The organism is Streptomyces sp. NPDC007162, from assembly GCF_040634175.1.
Taxonomy (GTDB): domain Bacteria; phylum Actinomycetota; class Actinomycetes; order Streptomycetales; family Streptomycetaceae; genus Streptomyces.
In genome coordinates, this window is the sequence record NZ_JBEYFC010000173.1 from 1 (window position 1) to 16,300 (window position 16,300).

The window sequence follows — 16,300 nt, forward strand, 5'->3', positions numbered from 1 at the left end:
GCCGGGCTGGCCCATGTTGGCGTAGGCGCGGGCCTCCATCGCATACAGCATCGACTGGGTGCGCGGGCTGGCGCAGTCCCGGCTGCCGTACTGGGTGCGCACGGGCCCTGCTGGGTGTCATCTCCTGACGTCCCGCGCTCCGTCGCCCCGGGGTGTGGTTGGCGCACCCCTCGATCTCCGATAAGTTAGGTGAGGCTTACCTAAGGAGGTTCGGGATGGGTGACGGACAGGCGGCCTGGGCGGCCGGGCCCTGCGCGGCGGAGCAGGCCCGCTCCCTGCTGGCCGTCGCGTGGTCGTGCCGGGTGACCGCGGACGGCGGACGCGAGGAGTTCGTCGGCGCGCACACCGTCGCCGACGACGGCCGGGTGCTGCTGCGCGTGCCCGAGGACAGCGCCCTGGCCGCGGCGGCGGTCCCCGCGCCGCGCGGCGAGCCGTCCGCGGTGCTGGAGTTCGCCGACGTGGCACCCGTCCCGGTGCGGAGCCGGATCCGGGCCCGGCTCTGGATGGCCGGCTGGTTCCTGCCCGCCGACGAGCACCTCGTCTTCCGCCCCACCCGCGTGGTGCTGCGCCGGCCCTCCGGAGCGGTGGTCGTCGACCTCGACGAGTTCGCCGCCGCGCACCCCGACCCGCTGGCCGGCGTGGAGGCGGGACTGCTGACCCACCTCGCCGACGCCCACCCGGACGCCGTCGAACGGCTCACCCGGCTCGTCGAGCCGGAGAGCCTGCACGCCGCGACCCGCGTCCAGCCCCTCGCCGTGGACCGGCACGGGCTGACCCTGCGCATCGAGCGCACCCGCGCCCAGGGCGACGTACGGCTCACCTTCCACGCCCCCGCCGACGACGTCGCCGAACTCACCGAACGCGTGCACGTCCTGCTGGCCCGGGCCGCCGCCGCGGCCTGCCCGCGGACGCTACAGCGGCAGCGCGCAGACGGCGACCGGTGACGCGAACGGCTCACCCGCGAGCCGGAGTCCACCGCTGCCCGGGTCGACGGTGAAGACGCTCACGGTGCCGGACCGCTGGTTGGCCGCGAACAGCAGCCCGCCGTCGGGGGAGAAGGCGATCTGCCGGGGGAAGTCCCCGTGCACCGGCACCGTGTCCAGCAGCCGCAACCGGGCCCCGTCCGCCTCGATCGCGTACCGCGCCAGCGTGTTGTCGCCCCGGTTGGCGAGATAGGCGTGGGAACCGTCCGCGGTGACCAGGATCTGGGCCGGGTAGTTGGTGGTGCCCGCCCTGCTGCCGGTGGACTGCGGCTCGCCGACCGTGAGCCGCCCGTCGGCCGGGTCGTAACCGCACACCGTGACCGTGTCGGCCACCTCATTGGCCAGGTACGCGTACCTTCCGCCCGGATGGAAGGTCAGATGGCGCGGGCCCGCCCCCGGCTTCGTGCGTGCCCGCGAGACCTCCGTGAGCGTGCCCTTCGCGAGGTCGAGGCCGTAGGTGTAGACGGTGTCCGTGCCCAGGTCGACGGCGAGGACGTGGCCGCCGTCCGGGCTGGTGACGAACTGGTGTGCGTGCGGGCCCTGCTGGCCCGGCCCGGGCGCCGGACTGGTGTGCGTGACCAGGGCCGTGCGCTCGCCGAGGGCGCCCGTGGCGTCGATCGGGTGCACGGCCACGCTGCCCGAGGTGTAGTTGGCGCTCAGCAGCCAGCGGCCGGTGGGGTGCACCGAGAGATGACAGGGCCCCGCCCCGCCCGTGCTCCGGCTGCCGAGCACCTTCCGGTCCGCGAGGCGTACGGCGGTGACGGCCCCGTCCGCGTGCTCGTCCACGGCGTACAGCGTGCGGCTGTCCGGATGTACGGCCAGGTACGACGGGTCGGTGACGCCGGTGAGCGTGCCGGTGCCGGTGATCTCGCCGGTCGCCGGGTCGTAGCCGGCGAGGCCGATGCCGGTGCCGCCGCCGGTCACGGAGGTGTAGGTGCCGAGGTAGAGCGGACGGGGGCCGGAAGCCGGCGTCACCGGGGACTTCGCCGCCGGACGGGGCGCGGTGCGGGGCTCCGCCGCGGGCGGCGCCGCCGGTGCCGGGACCGCCACCACCGCCGCGGCGCCCGCCACCGCGCCGACGAACCGGCGCCTGCTCCAGCCGCCGCGCGCCGTTTCCGTACCACTGCCCATGCCCGCACCTCAGGTCGTCGGTCGCCTCGGTCGTCACGGCAACCTTGACGTGCACCCACCGGCGAACGCAAGAAAGGCAACGTGCGTTGCGCAGGATGCAACGAGGGTCACCAGTCGCCGTCCTCCACGGGCTTGCCCGCCGCGTCCTTGAGGGGGACCACCTGCTCCGGGGACGGCTGCTGCCAGGGCTCCAGGTCGTCGCCGAGCCAGTCGCCGACCGGCTGCACCGCTCGCAGGGTGTCCGCGGGGGCGAGATCCCGGGCGTCCTCGTCGTAGTAGTCGTACCAGGGCAGGCCCGCGCTGGTGTAGGCAGCCCGGTCCACCGGGGACGGCGGGGGTGCCTCACCCGTGATGCGGCGCCACTGCGGGGGCGTGACCAGGTGTACGAAGACGCGCCCCGCAGGGGACTCGGACCAGTCCCGCAGCGGCCGGTCGTCCAGGTACACCTCCTGGCGCATCGAGCCGCCGACGCCCAGCCCCATCGCTGCCGGGGCCGGCCCCCGTCCCCGGGCCGCCGGAACCGCTCCCGGTGCGGCCGCCGCCATGGGCAGCGGCGCACCGAAGCCCCCGGCCGAGCGTGAGCTGCGGGTCCGCTCCCGGACCAGTCGCTCCCGCCGCAGCCGCTCCTGACGGTGGTACTCGGCGAGCGCTTCCTCGGAGAGCGGGAAGGACTGGAGCTGCACCCCGCCCCACACCTCCTCGCCGGTGACCTGCCCCTCGACCGTCGCGCCCAGGCCGAGCGGCACCGACACGAACTGGCGGACCGTGCCCTTGCCGGAGTTGATGCCGTCCAGCCACGGCTGCCGGGGGAGGACCAGGTAGTTCTGCGGTTGCTGCGAGAGCCGGTCGCTCCACGGTGTGCCGGACACCGCGCACACCTTGCCCACGCCGACCTGGAGAGCCACCGGCCGCGCCGAACCCGCGAAACTCAGCCACATCGCCTCGCGCAGGTACACCGGCAGCATCACACCGCCCCGCGCCCGCCACTCGGCCGGGACCGTGTCCGGGTGGTCGGCCACCCGCCGGACCGGGAACTCGCCCAGCCCCGGCGGCAGCGCGTGCGTGCCCGTCTCCGGCAGCCGCAGCGTGCGGACGAACCGCACCGCCGCCCCGCCGGGCAGCCGCAGAGTGTTCCCGTCGATCCGCACCGCCGCGTCGGTCATCGGCGTGCCCCCTTCCCCGTCCCCGCGTCGCCGCCCGTACCCGCGCGGTCCGTCCGTGTCCTTCACAGAGAACGTCCCGGACCACCCCTCCGGTTCCGCCGCAGCTGCTCCGGCACCCCGACCCGCTCCCGCAGCCAGGTCAGCCACGGCGGGCGTTTGGCGCGCTGCTCGCTGGAGACCCGGTCCAGCTCCTCCAGCAGCCGGCGGGTGCGGTGCTCGGTGTCCAGCTCGTCGATCATTCGGTTGACCTCGGTCAGTACGGCGCCCAGCAGCTGCCAGTTCCGGTCGTCGCGGCGGATCGCGTCCTGGAGCAGTTCGGCGAGCTTGTCGCGGGTGCCGGTCGCGGTGTGCAGCTCGGCAGCCAGCCGGGCCTCGGCCGACTCCGCGTTCTCGCTGATGCTCGTGGTGACCAGCACCGCGAAGCTGACCACGGCGTCGGCGATCTGGGACAGCAGCTGCTCCACGGCCGCCCCCGCGTCGGACGCGAACATCGGTTCCGGTTCGCGGGCCTTGGCGAGGTCGGTGAAGGTCCGGGCCAGCACGCGCAGCACGACCGTGCAGATCTCCAGGGTGTCCAGGCCCGTGCGCAGCACCACCCGGTGCAGCAGACCCTCCCTGACCCGCGGATTGAGCCGCAGGCTGTCCTCCGCCTGCCGCAGCGCCGCGTCCACCTCGATGATCGCGTGGTCGAGCCGGCGGGCCTCGTGCAGCCGTTCGGCGGCCCGTTGCCACGGAGTGAGCTCCGCCGCCTCGTCGCCCATGCGCAGCATCAGCTGGCGGAGCCGACGGGCCAGCCCCTCGATGGACTCCCCGGCCTCGTCCACCCACACCGGGGGCGGGAGCAGCAGATTGCAGGCCATGCCGACCACCGCGCCGATCAGGGTCTCCACGATCCGCGCCCAGGCCGTACTGCTGATCGTGGTGACCCCGAGCACCAGCATGGCGCTGATCGCCACCTCGGGGATGTACTCGTCGACGCGCACCAGGTGCCCCACCGCCAGCGAGGCCACGATCAGCAGCGCCAGGCTCCACCAGGTCAGCCCCACCAGCTGGCTGAAGGCGATGGCGACCAGTACACCGGCCACCACCGCGTTGACCCGGCGCAAACCGTTGGTCAAAGTGGCGTACAGGGTCACCTGCACGACCAGCAGCGCGGTCAGCGGGGCGGTGAGCGGCGCCGGTTCCGGGCTCAGGCGGAGCGCGACGACGTAGGCGATCGTGGCCGCGGTGGCCGATCGCAGCGTCTGGACGACCACCGGGTCCCGATGCCGCCGCAGCAGCCGCGGCAGGCTCTCGGCCCACTTCCGTACGTCTTGCATCCCTTGGCCTGTTCCCCTTCGCGTGGCACGTCGAACGTATTGTCCACAGATCACTCACGCGCGCTAGTACCGGGATGACCAGAGCGGATTACGGAGGGTGCCCGGCGGCCGGTGTCCGGGGGCGTGCGCAGAAATCGCCGCGATACGGAAGAAGGCGATCGGATACGGTCGGCGGACATCGGGCGCGAGCCGCGGGCGCCGGCTTCCGGCGTGGGTGTCGGGTGGCGGGCCGCGGGCGTGCGTCCGCACATCGGGCCTTGGGCCTCGGGTCCAGGGTGGAGCGCAGGGGGAGCGGATGGGACTCGCGGACTTCGGGTCGGGGCGGGCCGTGGCGGCGCTGCGTCATGTGGCCGCGCTGTCCTGCGGACCGGTCCTCGACCCCGGTCTGCGGATCACCCTCAACTTCCACCCCGACCGGCTGTCCGCCGGACGGCCGGTCCTCCGGGCGCTGGCCCGTGACGGCGCCTACCACTCGCAGTTCGTCACCGGCACCAGCAACGGCGGGCTCACCGCGTACCCCGGCGGCGACCGGTGGCGCTGGGAGAGCCGGATGTTCGGCGGGAGCTACGACGACGCCGACCCCGCCGAGCGGCCGGTGTACGGGGCGCTGAACTTCCGCCGCCAGGTCGTGGGCGCTGCCCCGCGGTTCGGCTCCTCGTACCTGCGGCTGACCGGTCCGGCACTGCACCGGGCCACCTTCTGCTACCCCGACAGCGCGGCCGAGCCGACGGATTTCGGAGTGGCCGCCGGAACCCACCTCGTCGCCCTGGCCGAGGCCGACGAACGGGACGCCCTGAACGACTACATCGAGACCCAGGTGCACGGCGGGGTACGGCTCGACCGGGACGTGGAGGCCCTCGTCCTGGACGCCGGCTACCGGGGCACCGCCGTGGAGCGGGCCGCCCGTTCGCTGCCGTTCCCGGTCGAATGGCACCCCGGCTACCGGCTCACCGTGCCGGAACTGCGCCGCCACGCCCACTACCGGGGCGCCGAGTACGCCGAACTCGGTGCCCGGATCGCCGAGAAGGGTGTCGTGGACCCCCGGATCATCGGAGACGCGGCCCGCACCGGCAGGTACGCGATCCAGGACCTGAAGATGGTGTGGCACACCCTGGCCCGCTTCGGCGCCCCGGAAGGCGCGGGCACGGCCTGTTCCGCGGGCCCCTACTCCGCCGGCGCCCGGTCCGCAGGAGCCGGTGACCCGGCCGGGGCCGGCGGCCAGACGCCCGGTCTGAGCACGCCCAAGGCGTAGGCGCGCGCCACCAGTTCGGTGCGGTTGGCCGCGTCCCAGCGGGCCGACAGCCGACGCAGATGGTAGGCGACGCCGTCCCTGGTCAGACCCAGCTCACGGGCGGCCCGGGCGGTGGTGGCGCCCCCGGCCAGCAGGGCCAGCACCCGGCCCTCGACCGGACTGACCCGCGCGGGCCCCGCCTCGGGCGCCTCCCGCTCGCCGTCCGCCCGCAGCATCACCAGCAACGACGGCGTCCCACCCACGGACTCGCTCACCGGGTCCGCCGTCAGCTCCCCGTACCGCTCGGTCCCGTCGGGCGCCCGCCACCGCACCGACACCTGGTAGCGCGAGCGGTGCCGCAGCCGCAGGGCCTCGGCGATCCGCTCCACCTGGGCCTCCTCCTGAGGCCGGAACAGCTCCAGCACGTCCCGGCCGCGCAGCCGCCCCGGGGTCGTACCGCACTCGGCGGCCATCGCCGGGTTGGCGAGCACCACCAGCCCGTACACGTCGCACACCGCGACCGGCACCGCCACCCGGTCGAACAGCGTCAGGGCGCGATTGCGCCACACCACGCCGTCGAGCCCGCCCGTCGCCATGCCCACCACCGCTCCTCTCCCCCTCATCCAAGGCGGCCACCCAGGTCAGAGGCAACTTCACCGGCACGACGCAAGAGCCGAAGGTGACTTTCGACTGCACGTTCGTGTAGCGCCACGGCGACGCGGCCCGTCCCCCGAGGACCACGCTGGAACGCAGGACTTCCGTACCGTGAAAGGCAGTTGTCGCGTCATGCCCCCCACCGCGCCGCACCCCGACACCGCAGTCACCCTGCCCGGCGTCCCCGTCGTGGACATCACCGCCACCGGACCCGGCCGCACCCCCGTCCAGCAGGTCATGGACCTGATGCGGGAGCACGGCCCGGTCCTGGTACGACGGCTGCACGGGCGGGACACCCTGTTCGTCGCCGACACCGACCTGGTCGCCGACCTGGCCGACGAGCAGCGGTTCGCCAAGCACATCGGGCCCGCCCTGGAGAACGTCCGCGCCTTCGCCGCCGACGGGCTGTTCACCGCCTACAACGACGAGCCCAACTGGGCCAGGGCGCACGACATCCTGATGCCCGCCTTCGCGCTCGGCTCGATGCGCACCTACCACCCGGTGATGCTCAGGGTCGCCCGTCGGCTGATCGGGTCATGGGACCGGGCCGCCCACGCCGGCCGGCCGGTCGACGTACCGGACGACATGACCCGGATGACCCTCGACACCATCGGCCTCGCCGGGTTCGGCTACGACTTCGGCTCCTTCGAGCGCACCGAACCCCATCCCTTCGTCGAGTCCATGGTCCGCTGCCTGGAGTGGAGCATGACCCGCCTGGCCCGCAAGCCCGGCACCGACCAGTCGGCCGCCGACGCCGCCTTCCGGGCCGACGCCGGCCACCTCGCCCAGGTCGTGGACGACGTCATCGCCTCCCGCACCGGCACCGGCACCGACCAGAGCACGGCCGAGGACCTGCTCGGCCTCATGCTCTCCGCCCGGCATCCCGCCGACGGCAGCACCCTGGACCGGGCCAACATCCGCAACCAGGTCATCACCTTCCTCATCGCCGGGCACGAGACCACCTCCGGCGCGATGTCCTTCGCCCTGTACTACCTGGCCAAGCACCCCACCGCGCTGCGGCTGGTACAGCGTGAGGCGGACGCCCTGTGGGGCGACACGCCCGACCCCGAGCCCACCTACGACGAGGTCGGCCGCCTCACCTACACCCGTCAGGTGCTCAACGAGGCGCTGCGGCTGTGGCCGACCGCCGCCGCGTTCAGCCGGCACGCCCTCGACGACACCCTGCTCGGCGGACGCGTACCGCTGAAGGCCGGACAGCCCGTCACGGTGCTCGCCCCGATGCTGCACCGGCAACCGGTCTGGGGCGACAACCCCGAGCTCTTCGACCCCTCCCGGTTCACCCCTCAGGCCGAGGCGGCCCGCCCGGTGCACGCCTTCAAGCCCTTCGGCACCGGTGAACGCGCCTGCATCGGACGGCAGTTCGCCCTGCACGAGGCGACCATGCTGCTGGCCCTGCTGGTGCACCGCTACCGGATCCAGGACCACGCGCGGTACGCCCTCACCGTCAAGGAGACCCTCACCCTCAAGCCCGAGGGCTTCACCCTGACCCTCGCCCCGCGCACCCCCGCTGACCGCGTCCACCAGCCGCTGCCCGGCGCCGCGCCGACGGCCGACCGGGATCCGCGGGAGACAGCCGCTCTGCCGGCCCGGGTCCGCACCGGCACCGGTGCCCTCCTGCTGCACGGCAGCAACTACGGCACCTGCCGGGACTTCGCCGCCCGGCTCGCCGACGAGGCGGCCGACCTCGGCTGCGACACCGAGGTGGCGGCGCTGGACGCGTACGCCACCGGTCTCCCGGCGGACCGCCCGGTCGTCATCACCGCCGCCTCCTACAACGGCCGCCCGACCGACGACGCCACCGCCTTCGCCGCCTGGCTCGACAGCGACCCGGACCTGACCGGCGTCACCTACGCGGTGCTCGGCGTCGGCGACCGCAACTGGGCAGCCACCTATCAGCACTTCCCGACCCGCATCGACACCCGCCTGGCCGAACTGGGCGCCACCCGCCTCACCGACCGCGCCGCCGCCGACGCCTCCGGCGATCTGACCGGCGCGGTCCGCGACTTCACCGCACGGCTGCGCACCGCCCTGCTGGAGCGGTACGGCGACCCCGACGCGGTTTCCTCAGCGGACCCGGAGTCCACCACCGCGTACCAGGTCAGGACCCTGACCGGCGGCCCCCTCGACGCCGTCGCCGAACGCCACGGCCTCGTCCCGATGACGGTCACCGAGGCGTACGACCTCACCGCCCCCGGCCACCCCCGCACCAAGCGCTTCCTGCGGGTCGCCCTGCCGGAGGGCGTCACCTACCGCACCGCCGACCACCTGAGCGTGCTCCCCGTCAACGCCCCGGCGCTCGTCACCCGCGCGGCCACCGCCCTCGGCGTCGACCCCGACACCGTGCTCGACATCCGCGCCACCCGCCCCCGGCGCGACGGCCTCGCGGTCGACCGCCCGCTGACCGTGCGCGAACTCCTCACCCACCACGTCGAGTTGCAGGAGCGCCCGAACGCCGGGCAGCTGTCCCTGCTCTCCGAGGCCAACCCCTGCCCGCCGGAGAAGGCCGCGCTCGCCGCCCTGGCCGACGATCCGCGTACCCTGGTCGAGGTCCTCGAGGACCACCCGGCACTGCGCGGCGCACTCGACTGGTCCCGCCTGCTGGAACTGCTGACCCCGCTGAGGCCGCGCCACTACTCGATCTCGTCGTCCCCGGCCGCCGGCCCCCGCCACGCCGACCTGATGATCTCCCTTCTGGAGGCCCCCGCCAGGTCCGGCAAGGGCCGCTACCGGGGCACCGGCTCCGGCCACCTGGCGTCACTGCGCCCCGGCGACACCCTGCTCGCCCGCGTCCAGCCCTGCCGGGAGGCCTTCCGCGTCGACCACACCGTCCCGGTGGTCATGATCGCCGCGGGCACCGGCCTGGCCCCCTTCCGCGGCGCCGTCGCCGACCGCGCGGCAGCCCGCGCCGCGGGCACCGAACTGCCGCCCGCGCTGTGCTACTTCGGCTGCGACGCGGCCGACGCGGACTTCCTGCACGCCGGGGAGCTGGGCGCGGCGCAGGCCGCCGGTGCCGTATCGGTACGCCCGGCCTTCAGCACGGCGGGCACCTTCGTCCAGCACCGCGTCACGGCCGAGTCCGACGAGGTGTGGGCCCTGCTGGCAGCGGGCGCGAAGGTGTACGTCTGCGGCGACGGCGGCAGGATGGCACCGGGCGTCCGGGAGGCGTTCCGTACGATGTACCGCGACCGCACGCCTGGAGGAGACGCCGAGGAATGGCTGAACTCCCTGGTGGCGGAGGGCCGCTACGTGGAGGATGTGTACGCGGCGAACTGATCGGTGCCGTCGGTCGGGGCGCCCCGAAAGGGGTGAGGGGAACCGCGCGATCGGCCCCCGCCGGCCGGCGGCTGGCGCACCGCCTGTGCCCACGTTTCCGAATCCCTTAGCTCACATCGTGAACTAAGGGTTGGGGAAATATCGCTTTCTGGCCCCCCGAAGGAGTATGTTGCAGGTCGGGCAGGGTTCGTGAAGGGAGCGTAGCCACATGGCGGGGCGGAACGGGCGCACGGTGCGCGACCTCAGGCGGGCCAACCGCACGGCCGTACTGCAGCGGCTCTACTTCGACGGCCCCCTGAGCCGCTTCGAGCTCGGTCCGGCCACGGGCCTGAGCTCCGGCTCGGTGAGCAACGTGGTCGCCGACCTGGTCGCGGACGGCCTGGTCGAGGAGGCCGGCAGCGTCGACTCCGACGGCGGCCGCCCGCGGACCCTCCTGCGCGTCGCCCCGCACAGCGGCCACATGATCGGCGTGGATGTCGGCGAGACCCGCGTCCGCGTCGAGCTGTTCGACCTCACCCTCACCGAACTCGCCCGCGCCGAACGCCCGCTGGAGCAGCAGGGCTACGACGTCGAGGTGATCGTCGGCCACATCCGGGACGGCATCGCCGAGGTCCTAGCGACCGAAGGCGCCCAGCCCGAACTGCTGCTCGGTGTCGGCGTGGGCGTCCCGGGCATCGTGGAGCACACCGTCGACCGGGGCGCCGTCGTGCACGGCCAGACCATCGGCTGGGACGCCGTCCCGCTGGAGGAGCTGCTCCGCTCCGGCAGCCAACTCCCGGATGCCGTGCGGTACTTCATTGACAACGGCGCCAAGACCCTGGGTCAGGCGGAGATGTGGTTCGGGGCCGGGCGGGGCGCGGACAACGCGGTCGTGGTGCTGTTCGGCTCCGGTGTCGGCGCCTGTCTGGTCACCGCGGAGGTGGAGCACGGGCGGGCCGTGGAGTGGGGGCACCTGACGGTGCGGGTGCGGGGCCGCCGCTGCCGTTGTGGCGCGCTCGGCTGCCTGGAGGCCTACGCCGGCGCCGAGTCGCTGCTGGCCCGCTGGCGCGAGGAGGGCGGCCGGCCCGCCGAGGCCCTCGACGAGGAGACCGCGCTCACCGCCATGCTCGCCGCCGCCTACCCGCCCGAGGGCACCGAGCCCGACCCGGTCGCGCTCGCCGTCCTGGAGGAGACCGCCGAGTACCTGGGCGCCGGCCTCTCCGACCTGATCAACCTCTTCCAGCCCGAGCGGATCCTGATCGGCGGCTGGGCCGGCCTCCAGCTCGGCGCCCGCTTCCTGCCCGCCGTGCGCCGCTACGCGACCAGGTACGCGCTGCGCCACCCGGCCGAGCAGGTCACCATCGACCTGGGCCGGCTCGGCCCGGACGCGGTCACCGTCGGCGCGGCGATCCTTCCCCTGGCCGACTTCTTCAGCCGTGGCGGCCGGCGCGCGGAGCGGGTGACCGAGGACCGGCTCCCGGCCTGGCGCACGGCCCTGGAGGAGCGCACACCGCGCTGAGCCCTCCTCGTTTCGCCGGTGCCCTGCGAGGTACCCGCCGGACCCCGGAACGACGTCGTGAGCGAGGTGTGCCATGGGTGAGAAGCAGCGCGGCAGGCCCGTCCCGCGGGACATGCAGGACCAGCAGGCCGGTGTCGGCGAGGACCCGTGGGACGCGGCCGAGGGGCGCCGGACGGACCAGCGGAGCGAGGACACCGCCGTACCCGAAACCGACGAGGCCGGCTCGGGCCCGCAGGGCGCACCGCGCGCGGGAACGGTGAACCCGCAGGCCCCGGTCCCCGACGAGCCATCGGCCTGACCAGGCCCTGGGCGGGACGGGCCACCGGCACCCGGGCGACCCGGCCGGCACACACGCCGAGCCGGCAACAGGGCACGGGCTCCCACTGCACAGCACAGACCGGACCGGCCTCAGCCCCGGCCTCGTACGTCGCCGCCGCGATCCGTACCGCACCGTCCGGCGCACGGCCCCCAGGGTCCGGCAGTCAGCCGACCTTGCGCCCCCGCATCGGCTCCGTCGCCGCCCCCGCGCCCTCGCGCATGCCCTCCAGGAACTCGTCGAGGACCTCGGTCGACGTACGGCGCGCCCGCCAGCCCAGCTCCTCGTGGGCCCGGGTGCAGTCCATCAGGGGCAGCCGCAGCACCGCGTCGAAGAGGTGCGGGGAGGCGGGCAGCAGGTGCAGCCCCCAGGCCGCGGCGATCGCCGACCGGGCCGCGGTGCGCGGCAGCCGGACCGGACGCGCACCGAACCGCTCGGCCAGCACGCCCGCGTCCAGCGGCGGATCCGCGGCGAGGTTGAAGGCGCCCCGGACCTCGGTCGCCACGGCCAGCCGGTACGCCTCGGCGGCGTCGTCGGTGTGCAGCGCCTGCACCCGCAGCCCGGGCACGTCCGGCAGGAAGTGCAGCAGTTCGGGCCGGGCCAGCGGACCGGGCAGCAGCCGGCCGCCGAAGATCCGGCGCTGTTCGCTCGCCGACTCCCGCTTGAACAGGAAGGCCGGCCGCATCCGCACCACCCGGATCTCGGGGTGGTCGCGCTCGAAGATGTCCAGGGTCCGTTCCAGGTAGGCCTTCTCCCGGCAGTAGGCGGCGTCCGGCCAGCCGTGGGTCGGCCAGGACTCGTCCACCGGCCGGTCCTTGGGGCCGGGCGCGTACGCGCCGACCGAGGAGGCGTGCACCAGCACCGGCACTCCGGCCGCCGCCACCGCCTCGAACACCCGGATGCCGCCGAGTACGTTGGTACGCCAGGTACGCGCCGGATCACGCGTCGGCTGGAACGCCCAGGCGAGATGGACCACCGCGTCCGCGCCCGCGAACAGGTCGGCCAGTTGGGTCCGCCCGGCGCCGATGTCGGCTGCCGCCCACCGCGTCTTCGGCGGTGTCCAGTCCGGCGTCCGCCGGGCCAACCCCAGGATCGATCCGGTGCCGGGATCCTCGGCGAGCGCCTTCACCACGCTCGTGCCGACGTTTCCGGTGGCCCCCGTCACGACGATCTCACGCCCCGTTGAGCTGGTCACTTTCGGCTCCTCTCGCCGACGGTGACTGGCCGGGTACCCGTACGGCCCGGCGGGCACACCACGCCCGCCGGGCCGTCCGTGCCTCAGGCGAACGCGTTCACGCCGGTCAGCTCCGCCGAGAGGTCCCACAGCCGGGCGGCCTGGTCCGGGTCGACGGCCCAGGGCTGCACCCCGGCCGACCCGCCCGCCACGGCGGGCTCGGCGATGTCGCAGTCCTCCAGGTACACCCCGCCCATGCCCTCCAGTTGCGGGGAGGTGGCCGCCCAGGTCTGGGTGGCCGCACCCTGCTCGGGCGTCTTGAACCCCTGCGGGTTCAGCACCGTGCCCTGCTCGTCGATCCAGCCGCGCTCGATCATCTCCTCGCGGGGGATGTGCCGCTGGAGGGGGGTCATGATGCCGCCGGGGTGCAGGGAGAAGGCCCGTACCCCGAAGTCCCGGCCGAGCCGGTCGAGGTGCACGGCGAACAGCACGTTCGCCGTCTTGGCCTGGCCGTACGCCTCCCACTTGTCGTAGCCGTGCTCCCACTGGACGTCGTCCCAGCGGATCCCGGAGAAGTGGTGGGCGCGCGAGGACACCGACACGACCCGGGCGCCGCCGGCCGCGACGGCCGGCCAGAGCCGGTTGACGAGCGCGAAGTGCCCGAGGTGGTTGGTGGCGAACTGGGCCTCCCAGCCGGGCCCGACCCGGGTCTCCGGGCAGGCCATGATCCCGGCGTTGTCGATCATGAAGTCGACGGTCCGGCCGGAGGTCAGGAAGCGCTCGGCGAAGCCGCGCACGCTGTCCAGGTCGCCGAGGTCCAGCTCGTCCACCTCGACCCGCTCCAGGCCGGCCAGCGCCTCACGGGCGGCCGCGGCGCGCCTCGCGGGCACGACGACGTGGGCGCCCGCCCGGGTGAGGGCCTTGGTGGTCTCCAGGCCGAGCCCGGAGTAGCCGCCGGTGACGATCGCGAGCCGGCCGCCGAGGTCCAGGCCGGCGAGGACGTCGTCGGCCGTGCTCTGTGCGTCGAAGCCGGAACCGATCTTGTGCTGCGGTGTCGTGGTGTTCATGACCCGACGCTACGAATTGGAGTGCGCTCGAAGTCAAGCGCCCGGGCCGGGGCTGCTCCGAACGCACCGTCGAACCCGCGCCGAACAGGAGGAAGCCCCGGCCGCGACGGGGGATTCGCGGCCGGGGCGGCCAGGTGGTGGGCACGGACGGCGGTCGCCTCTCGGCGAGACGCTCCACAGGGCTTCAGCCGAACGATCGTCCCCGTGGGCAAAAGGTGAGGCCCGGGGACACTGTCCCATCCGCACCCACGGCTGGTTCAACGGACAACCACCCCCGGCTGTTCCGGGGGGCCGCGTGATCCGGGTCACCCACCGGAGAACGGGCTGTCCGTCAGGGAGGCGAGCAGGTCGGCGGGGTCGGCGTAGATCTCCTCCGCCCCGGCCGCCACCAGGTCCGAGCGGGGGATCCCGCCGCACAGCAGCCCCACGCACCGCACCCCCGCCTTGGTGCCCGCCTGCATGTCCCAGACGGTGTCCCCGACGAACACCGCCCGCTCCGCCGGCACCCCGGCCAGCTCCAGGGCGCGCTCCACGGGCTCCGGCGCGGGCTTGCCCCGCGCCACGTCCTCGGCGCTCGCGGTGGCGGCGATCGCGTCGTCGGCGTCGATCGCGCGGCGCAGCGCGGCCAGCTCGGGGCCGCTCGCCGAGGTGGCCAGGACGATCTTCCAGCCGTCGCGGTGCAGCTGCCGCAGCAGCTCACCGGCGCCCGGCAGCGGCGCCAGCCGGTCGAAGAACTGCCCGTACAACGCCTTGTGGGCGGCGTCGAGGCCGTCGTCCTGGCTCGTGTCGCGGTCCTCGCCCAGCAGCCGGGCGACGAGATCCCCTGAGCCGAGCCCGACGCAGTGGTGCACGGCATGCATGGTCACGTCGTGGCCGGCCTGTCTGAAGGCCTCCCACCAGGTCGTCACATGGAGGTGGTTGGTGTCGACGAGTGTTCCGTCGACGTCGAACACAGCCGCCCGGTCCATCGCGCGGTGCTCCTTCCTGTCGTACTGCCCCACGGGTGCGGGTACCTCGTCAGGCGCCCGCCACGCGTGCCGGCAGGCGTCCCTCCCGGGTCCAGGCCAGCAGGTCGTCGGCCGGCCAGGTGGTCACCACCCGGCCGGCCGGCACCCCGCACTCCTCGGCCCGGGCGCAGCCGAGGATCTGCCAGTCCAGCTGGCCCGGGGCGTGGGCGTCGGTGTCGACGGAGAACAGCACCCCCGCCTCGACCGCGCGGCGCAGCAAACGCCGGGGCGGGTCGAGGCGTTCGGGGCGGCTGTTGATCTCCACGGCCGTACCGGACTCGGCACACGCCGCGAACACCTCGTCCGCGTCGAACTCCGACTCGGGCCGTCCCCGCCCGGTGACCAGCCGGCCCGTGCAGTGCCCGAGGACGTCGGCGTGCGGATCGCGTACGGCCCGCACCATGCGCCGGGTCATCGAGCGGGCGTCCATCCGCAGCTTGGAGTGGACCGAGACGACCACCACGTCCAGCCGCTCCAGCAACGCCGGCTCCTGGTCCAGCGAGCCGTCCTCCAGGATGTCGCACTCGATGCCCGTGAGCAGCCGGAACGGCGCCCAGCCGGCGTTGAGCTCCGCCACCGCCGCGAGCTGCTCGCGCAGCCGCTCGGGGGAGAGCCCGCGAGCCACCGTGAGCCGGGGGGAGTGGTCGGTGAGCACCGCCCACTCGTGGCCGAGCGCGGCCGCGATACGCCCCATCTCCTCGATCGGGCTGCCCCCGTCGGACCAGTCCGAGTGCAGATGGCAGTCGCCGCGCAGCAGCGCCCGCAGTCCGGAACCGGGGCCCGTCGGCGGCTCTCCCGCCTCTTCCTCAAGCTTGCGCAAATATCCGGGCACATCTCCGGCCAGGGCCTCGCGCGCCACCTGGGCCGTCTTCGGGCCCACGCCCTTGAGCGTCTCCAGGGTCCCGGCCCCCGCCCGCTCGGCGGCCTCCCCGGCGGGCAGCGCGGCCAGCACCCGGGCGGCGGTGCGGAAGGCGCGGACCCGGTACGTCGGGGCCAGCGCCCGTTCCAGCAGGAAGGCGATCCGTTCCAGCGCCTCGACGGGGTCCATGGCCACCTCCACCGCCAGCGTGACTCAGGCAGGTCACTTCCGCCCGGGGAGATCTACCCTCGATTGCATGACCGAGATAGCGAGCCCCCACATCTCCCAGCCGCGGATCCTGGTCCTCGGGGTCATGACCGGCAGGCCGGGCACCTTGCCCTTCCGCATCGTGGAGATCGACGGCGAGGTGGTCGCCGAGGCGAGGGACATCACCGAGGTGCTGTCGGTCGCCGCGGCCCACGGCATCACGGTCCACGACCTCGACGACCCGGCCGTGGTCTGCTGGGTGGGCGGGGACAAGTTCACCTGGACACCCCGCCCGGCGCGCCACTAGCTTGATCTTTAACCTGCGCGGCGGGGTCGTGGGGTTGTTGACTTCTTCGTTCGCTGTTTCCCGGTGTCTGGTTTGCGGACTGTGTGCACG

General features: G+C 74.1%; 14 protein-coding genes. 6 read left to right on the top strand and 8 right to left on the bottom strand.

Annotation, left to right across the window (positions count from 1 at the left end; genetic code table 11):
- The first annotated feature begins 215 nt into the window (after positions 1-215).
- A complete protein-coding gene (locus tag ABZ646_RS21400) occupies positions 216-944 on the top strand; it encodes a DUF2470 domain-containing protein (protein ID WP_360521040.1) in 729 nt (242 codons plus the stop codon).
- Here the strand turns inward: ABZ646_RS21400 and ABZ646_RS21405 are convergent.
- From ABZ646_RS21405 to ABZ646_RS21415, 3 genes are all read right to left on the bottom strand, one after another.
- On the bottom strand, positions 912-2,114 hold the full coding sequence (locus tag ABZ646_RS21405; protein WP_360521043.1) for a lactonase family protein: 1,203 nt from the start codon (positions 2,112-2,114) through the stop codon (positions 912-914). The genes ABZ646_RS21400 and ABZ646_RS21405 overlap by 33 nt on opposite strands.
- A 107-nt stretch (positions 2,115-2,221) precedes the next feature.
- Positions 2,222-3,277 (bottom strand): hypothetical protein, encoded by a 1,056-nt coding sequence (locus tag ABZ646_RS21410; RefSeq protein WP_360521046.1) that lies wholly within the window; start codon positions 3,275-3,277, stop codon positions 2,222-2,224.
- A gap of 62 nt (positions 3,278-3,339) precedes the next feature.
- Positions 3,340-4,596 carry an FUSC family protein gene (locus tag ABZ646_RS21415; RefSeq protein WP_360521049.1) on the bottom strand — a complete coding sequence of 419 codons (1,257 nt, stop codon included), beginning with the start codon at positions 4,594-4,596 and terminating at the stop codon, positions 3,340-3,342.
- Between the two features lie 295 nt (positions 4,597-4,891).
- Between ABZ646_RS21415 and ABZ646_RS21420 the strand changes: the two genes are divergently transcribed.
- Positions 4,892-5,848 carry a DUF3626 domain-containing protein gene (locus ABZ646_RS21420; protein WP_360521052.1) on the top strand — a complete coding sequence of 319 codons (957 nt, stop codon included), beginning with the start codon at positions 4,892-4,894 and terminating at the stop codon, positions 5,846-5,848.
- On the opposite strand, the gene ABZ646_RS21425 is transcribed toward ABZ646_RS21420, so the two are convergent.
- Positions 5,761-6,423: a PAS domain-containing protein gene (locus ABZ646_RS21425; protein WP_360521055.1), complete on the bottom strand. Its 663-nt coding sequence runs from the start codon at positions 6,421-6,423 to the stop codon at positions 5,761-5,763. The genes ABZ646_RS21420 and ABZ646_RS21425 overlap by 88 nt on opposite strands.
- Positions 6,424-6,613: 190 nt before the next feature.
- Between ABZ646_RS21425 and ABZ646_RS21430 the strand changes: the two genes are divergently transcribed.
- From ABZ646_RS21430 to ABZ646_RS21440, 3 genes are all read left to right on the top strand, one after another.
- A complete protein-coding gene (locus tag ABZ646_RS21430) occupies positions 6,614-9,775 on the top strand; it encodes a cytochrome P450 (protein ID WP_360521058.1) in 3,162 nt (1,053 codons plus the stop codon).
- 208 nt (positions 9,776-9,983) lie between these two features.
- Positions 9,984-11,273 carry an ROK family transcriptional regulator gene (locus tag ABZ646_RS21435; protein WP_360521061.1) on the top strand — a complete coding sequence of 430 codons (1,290 nt, stop codon included), beginning with the start codon at positions 9,984-9,986 and terminating at the stop codon, positions 11,271-11,273.
- A 73-nt stretch (positions 11,274-11,346) separates the two neighbouring features.
- Positions 11,347-11,571: a hypothetical protein gene (locus ABZ646_RS21440; protein ID WP_360521064.1), complete on the top strand. Its 225-nt coding sequence runs from the start codon at positions 11,347-11,349 to the stop codon at positions 11,569-11,571.
- 184 nt (positions 11,572-11,755) lie between these two features.
- Here ABZ646_RS21440 and ABZ646_RS21445 read toward each other — a convergent pair whose 3' ends face one another.
- The 4 genes from ABZ646_RS21445 to ABZ646_RS21460 all read right to left on the bottom strand — a co-directional run bounded on the left by ABZ646_RS21445 (position 11,756) and on the right by ABZ646_RS21460 (position 15,885).
- Positions 11,756-12,784: an SDR family oxidoreductase gene (locus ABZ646_RS21445; protein WP_360521067.1), complete on the bottom strand. Its 1,029-nt coding sequence runs from the start codon at positions 12,782-12,784 to the stop codon at positions 11,756-11,758.
- Between the two features lie 83 nt (positions 12,785-12,867).
- Entirely contained in the window at positions 12,868-13,830 is a 963-nt protein-coding gene (locus tag ABZ646_RS21450; protein ID WP_360521070.1) for an SDR family NAD(P)-dependent oxidoreductase, read from the bottom strand.
- 305 nt (positions 13,831-14,135) lie between these two features.
- On the bottom strand, positions 14,136-14,798 hold the full coding sequence (locus tag ABZ646_RS21455) for an HAD family hydrolase (protein ID WP_360521073.1): 663 nt from the start codon (positions 14,796-14,798) through the stop codon (positions 14,136-14,138).
- Positions 14,799-14,847: 49 nt separating this feature from the next.
- Entirely contained in the window at positions 14,848-15,885 is a 1,038-nt protein-coding gene (locus ABZ646_RS21460) for a PHP domain-containing protein (RefSeq protein ID WP_360521076.1), read from the bottom strand.
- A 67-nt stretch (positions 15,886-15,952) separates the two neighbouring features.
- Here ABZ646_RS21460 and ABZ646_RS21465 point away from each other — a divergent pair, with 67 nt between their 5' ends.
- Positions 15,953-16,210, top strand: a complete 258-nt coding sequence (locus ABZ646_RS21465) for a hypothetical protein (RefSeq protein ID WP_360521079.1) — start codon at positions 15,953-15,955, stop codon at positions 16,208-16,210.
- The last annotated feature ends 90 nt before the right edge of the window (positions 16,211-16,300 follow it).

Coding starts and splice junctions, on each gene's coding strand:
- ABZ646_RS21400 (WP_360521040.1), top strand. CDS start 216: ATGGGTGACGGACAGGCGGCCTGGGCGGCCGGGCCCTGCGCGGCGGAG.
- ABZ646_RS21405 (WP_360521043.1), bottom strand. CDS start 2,114: ATGGGCAGTGGTACGGAAACGGCGCGCGGCGGCTGGAGCAGGCGCCGG.
- ABZ646_RS21410 (WP_360521046.1), bottom strand. CDS start 3,277: ATGACCGACGCGGCGGTGCGGATCGACGGGAACACTCTGCGGCTGCCC.
- ABZ646_RS21415 (WP_360521049.1), bottom strand. CDS start 4,596: ATGCAAGACGTACGGAAGTGGGCCGAGAGCCTGCCGCGGCTGCTGCGG.
- ABZ646_RS21420 (WP_360521052.1), top strand. CDS start 4,892: ATGGGACTCGCGGACTTCGGGTCGGGGCGGGCCGTGGCGGCGCTGCGT.
- ABZ646_RS21425 (WP_360521055.1), bottom strand. CDS start 6,423: ATGGCGACGGGCGGGCTCGACGGCGTGGTGTGGCGCAATCGCGCCCTG.
- ABZ646_RS21430 (WP_360521058.1), top strand. CDS start 6,614: ATGCCCCCCACCGCGCCGCACCCCGACACCGCAGTCACCCTGCCCGGC.
- ABZ646_RS21435 (WP_360521061.1), top strand. CDS start 9,984: ATGGCGGGGCGGAACGGGCGCACGGTGCGCGACCTCAGGCGGGCCAAC.
- ABZ646_RS21440 (WP_360521064.1), top strand. CDS start 11,347: ATGGGTGAGAAGCAGCGCGGCAGGCCCGTCCCGCGGGACATGCAGGAC.
- ABZ646_RS21450 (WP_360521070.1), bottom strand. CDS start 13,830: ATGAACACCACGACACCGCAGCACAAGATCGGTTCCGGCTTCGACGCA.
- ABZ646_RS21455 (WP_360521073.1), bottom strand. CDS start 14,798: ATGGACCGGGCGGCTGTGTTCGACGTCGACGGAACACTCGTCGACACC.
- ABZ646_RS21460 (WP_360521076.1), bottom strand. CDS start 15,885: ATGGACCCCGTCGAGGCGCTGGAACGGATCGCCTTCCTGCTGGAACGG.
- ABZ646_RS21465 (WP_360521079.1), top strand. CDS start 15,953: ATGACCGAGATAGCGAGCCCCCACATCTCCCAGCCGCGGATCCTGGTC.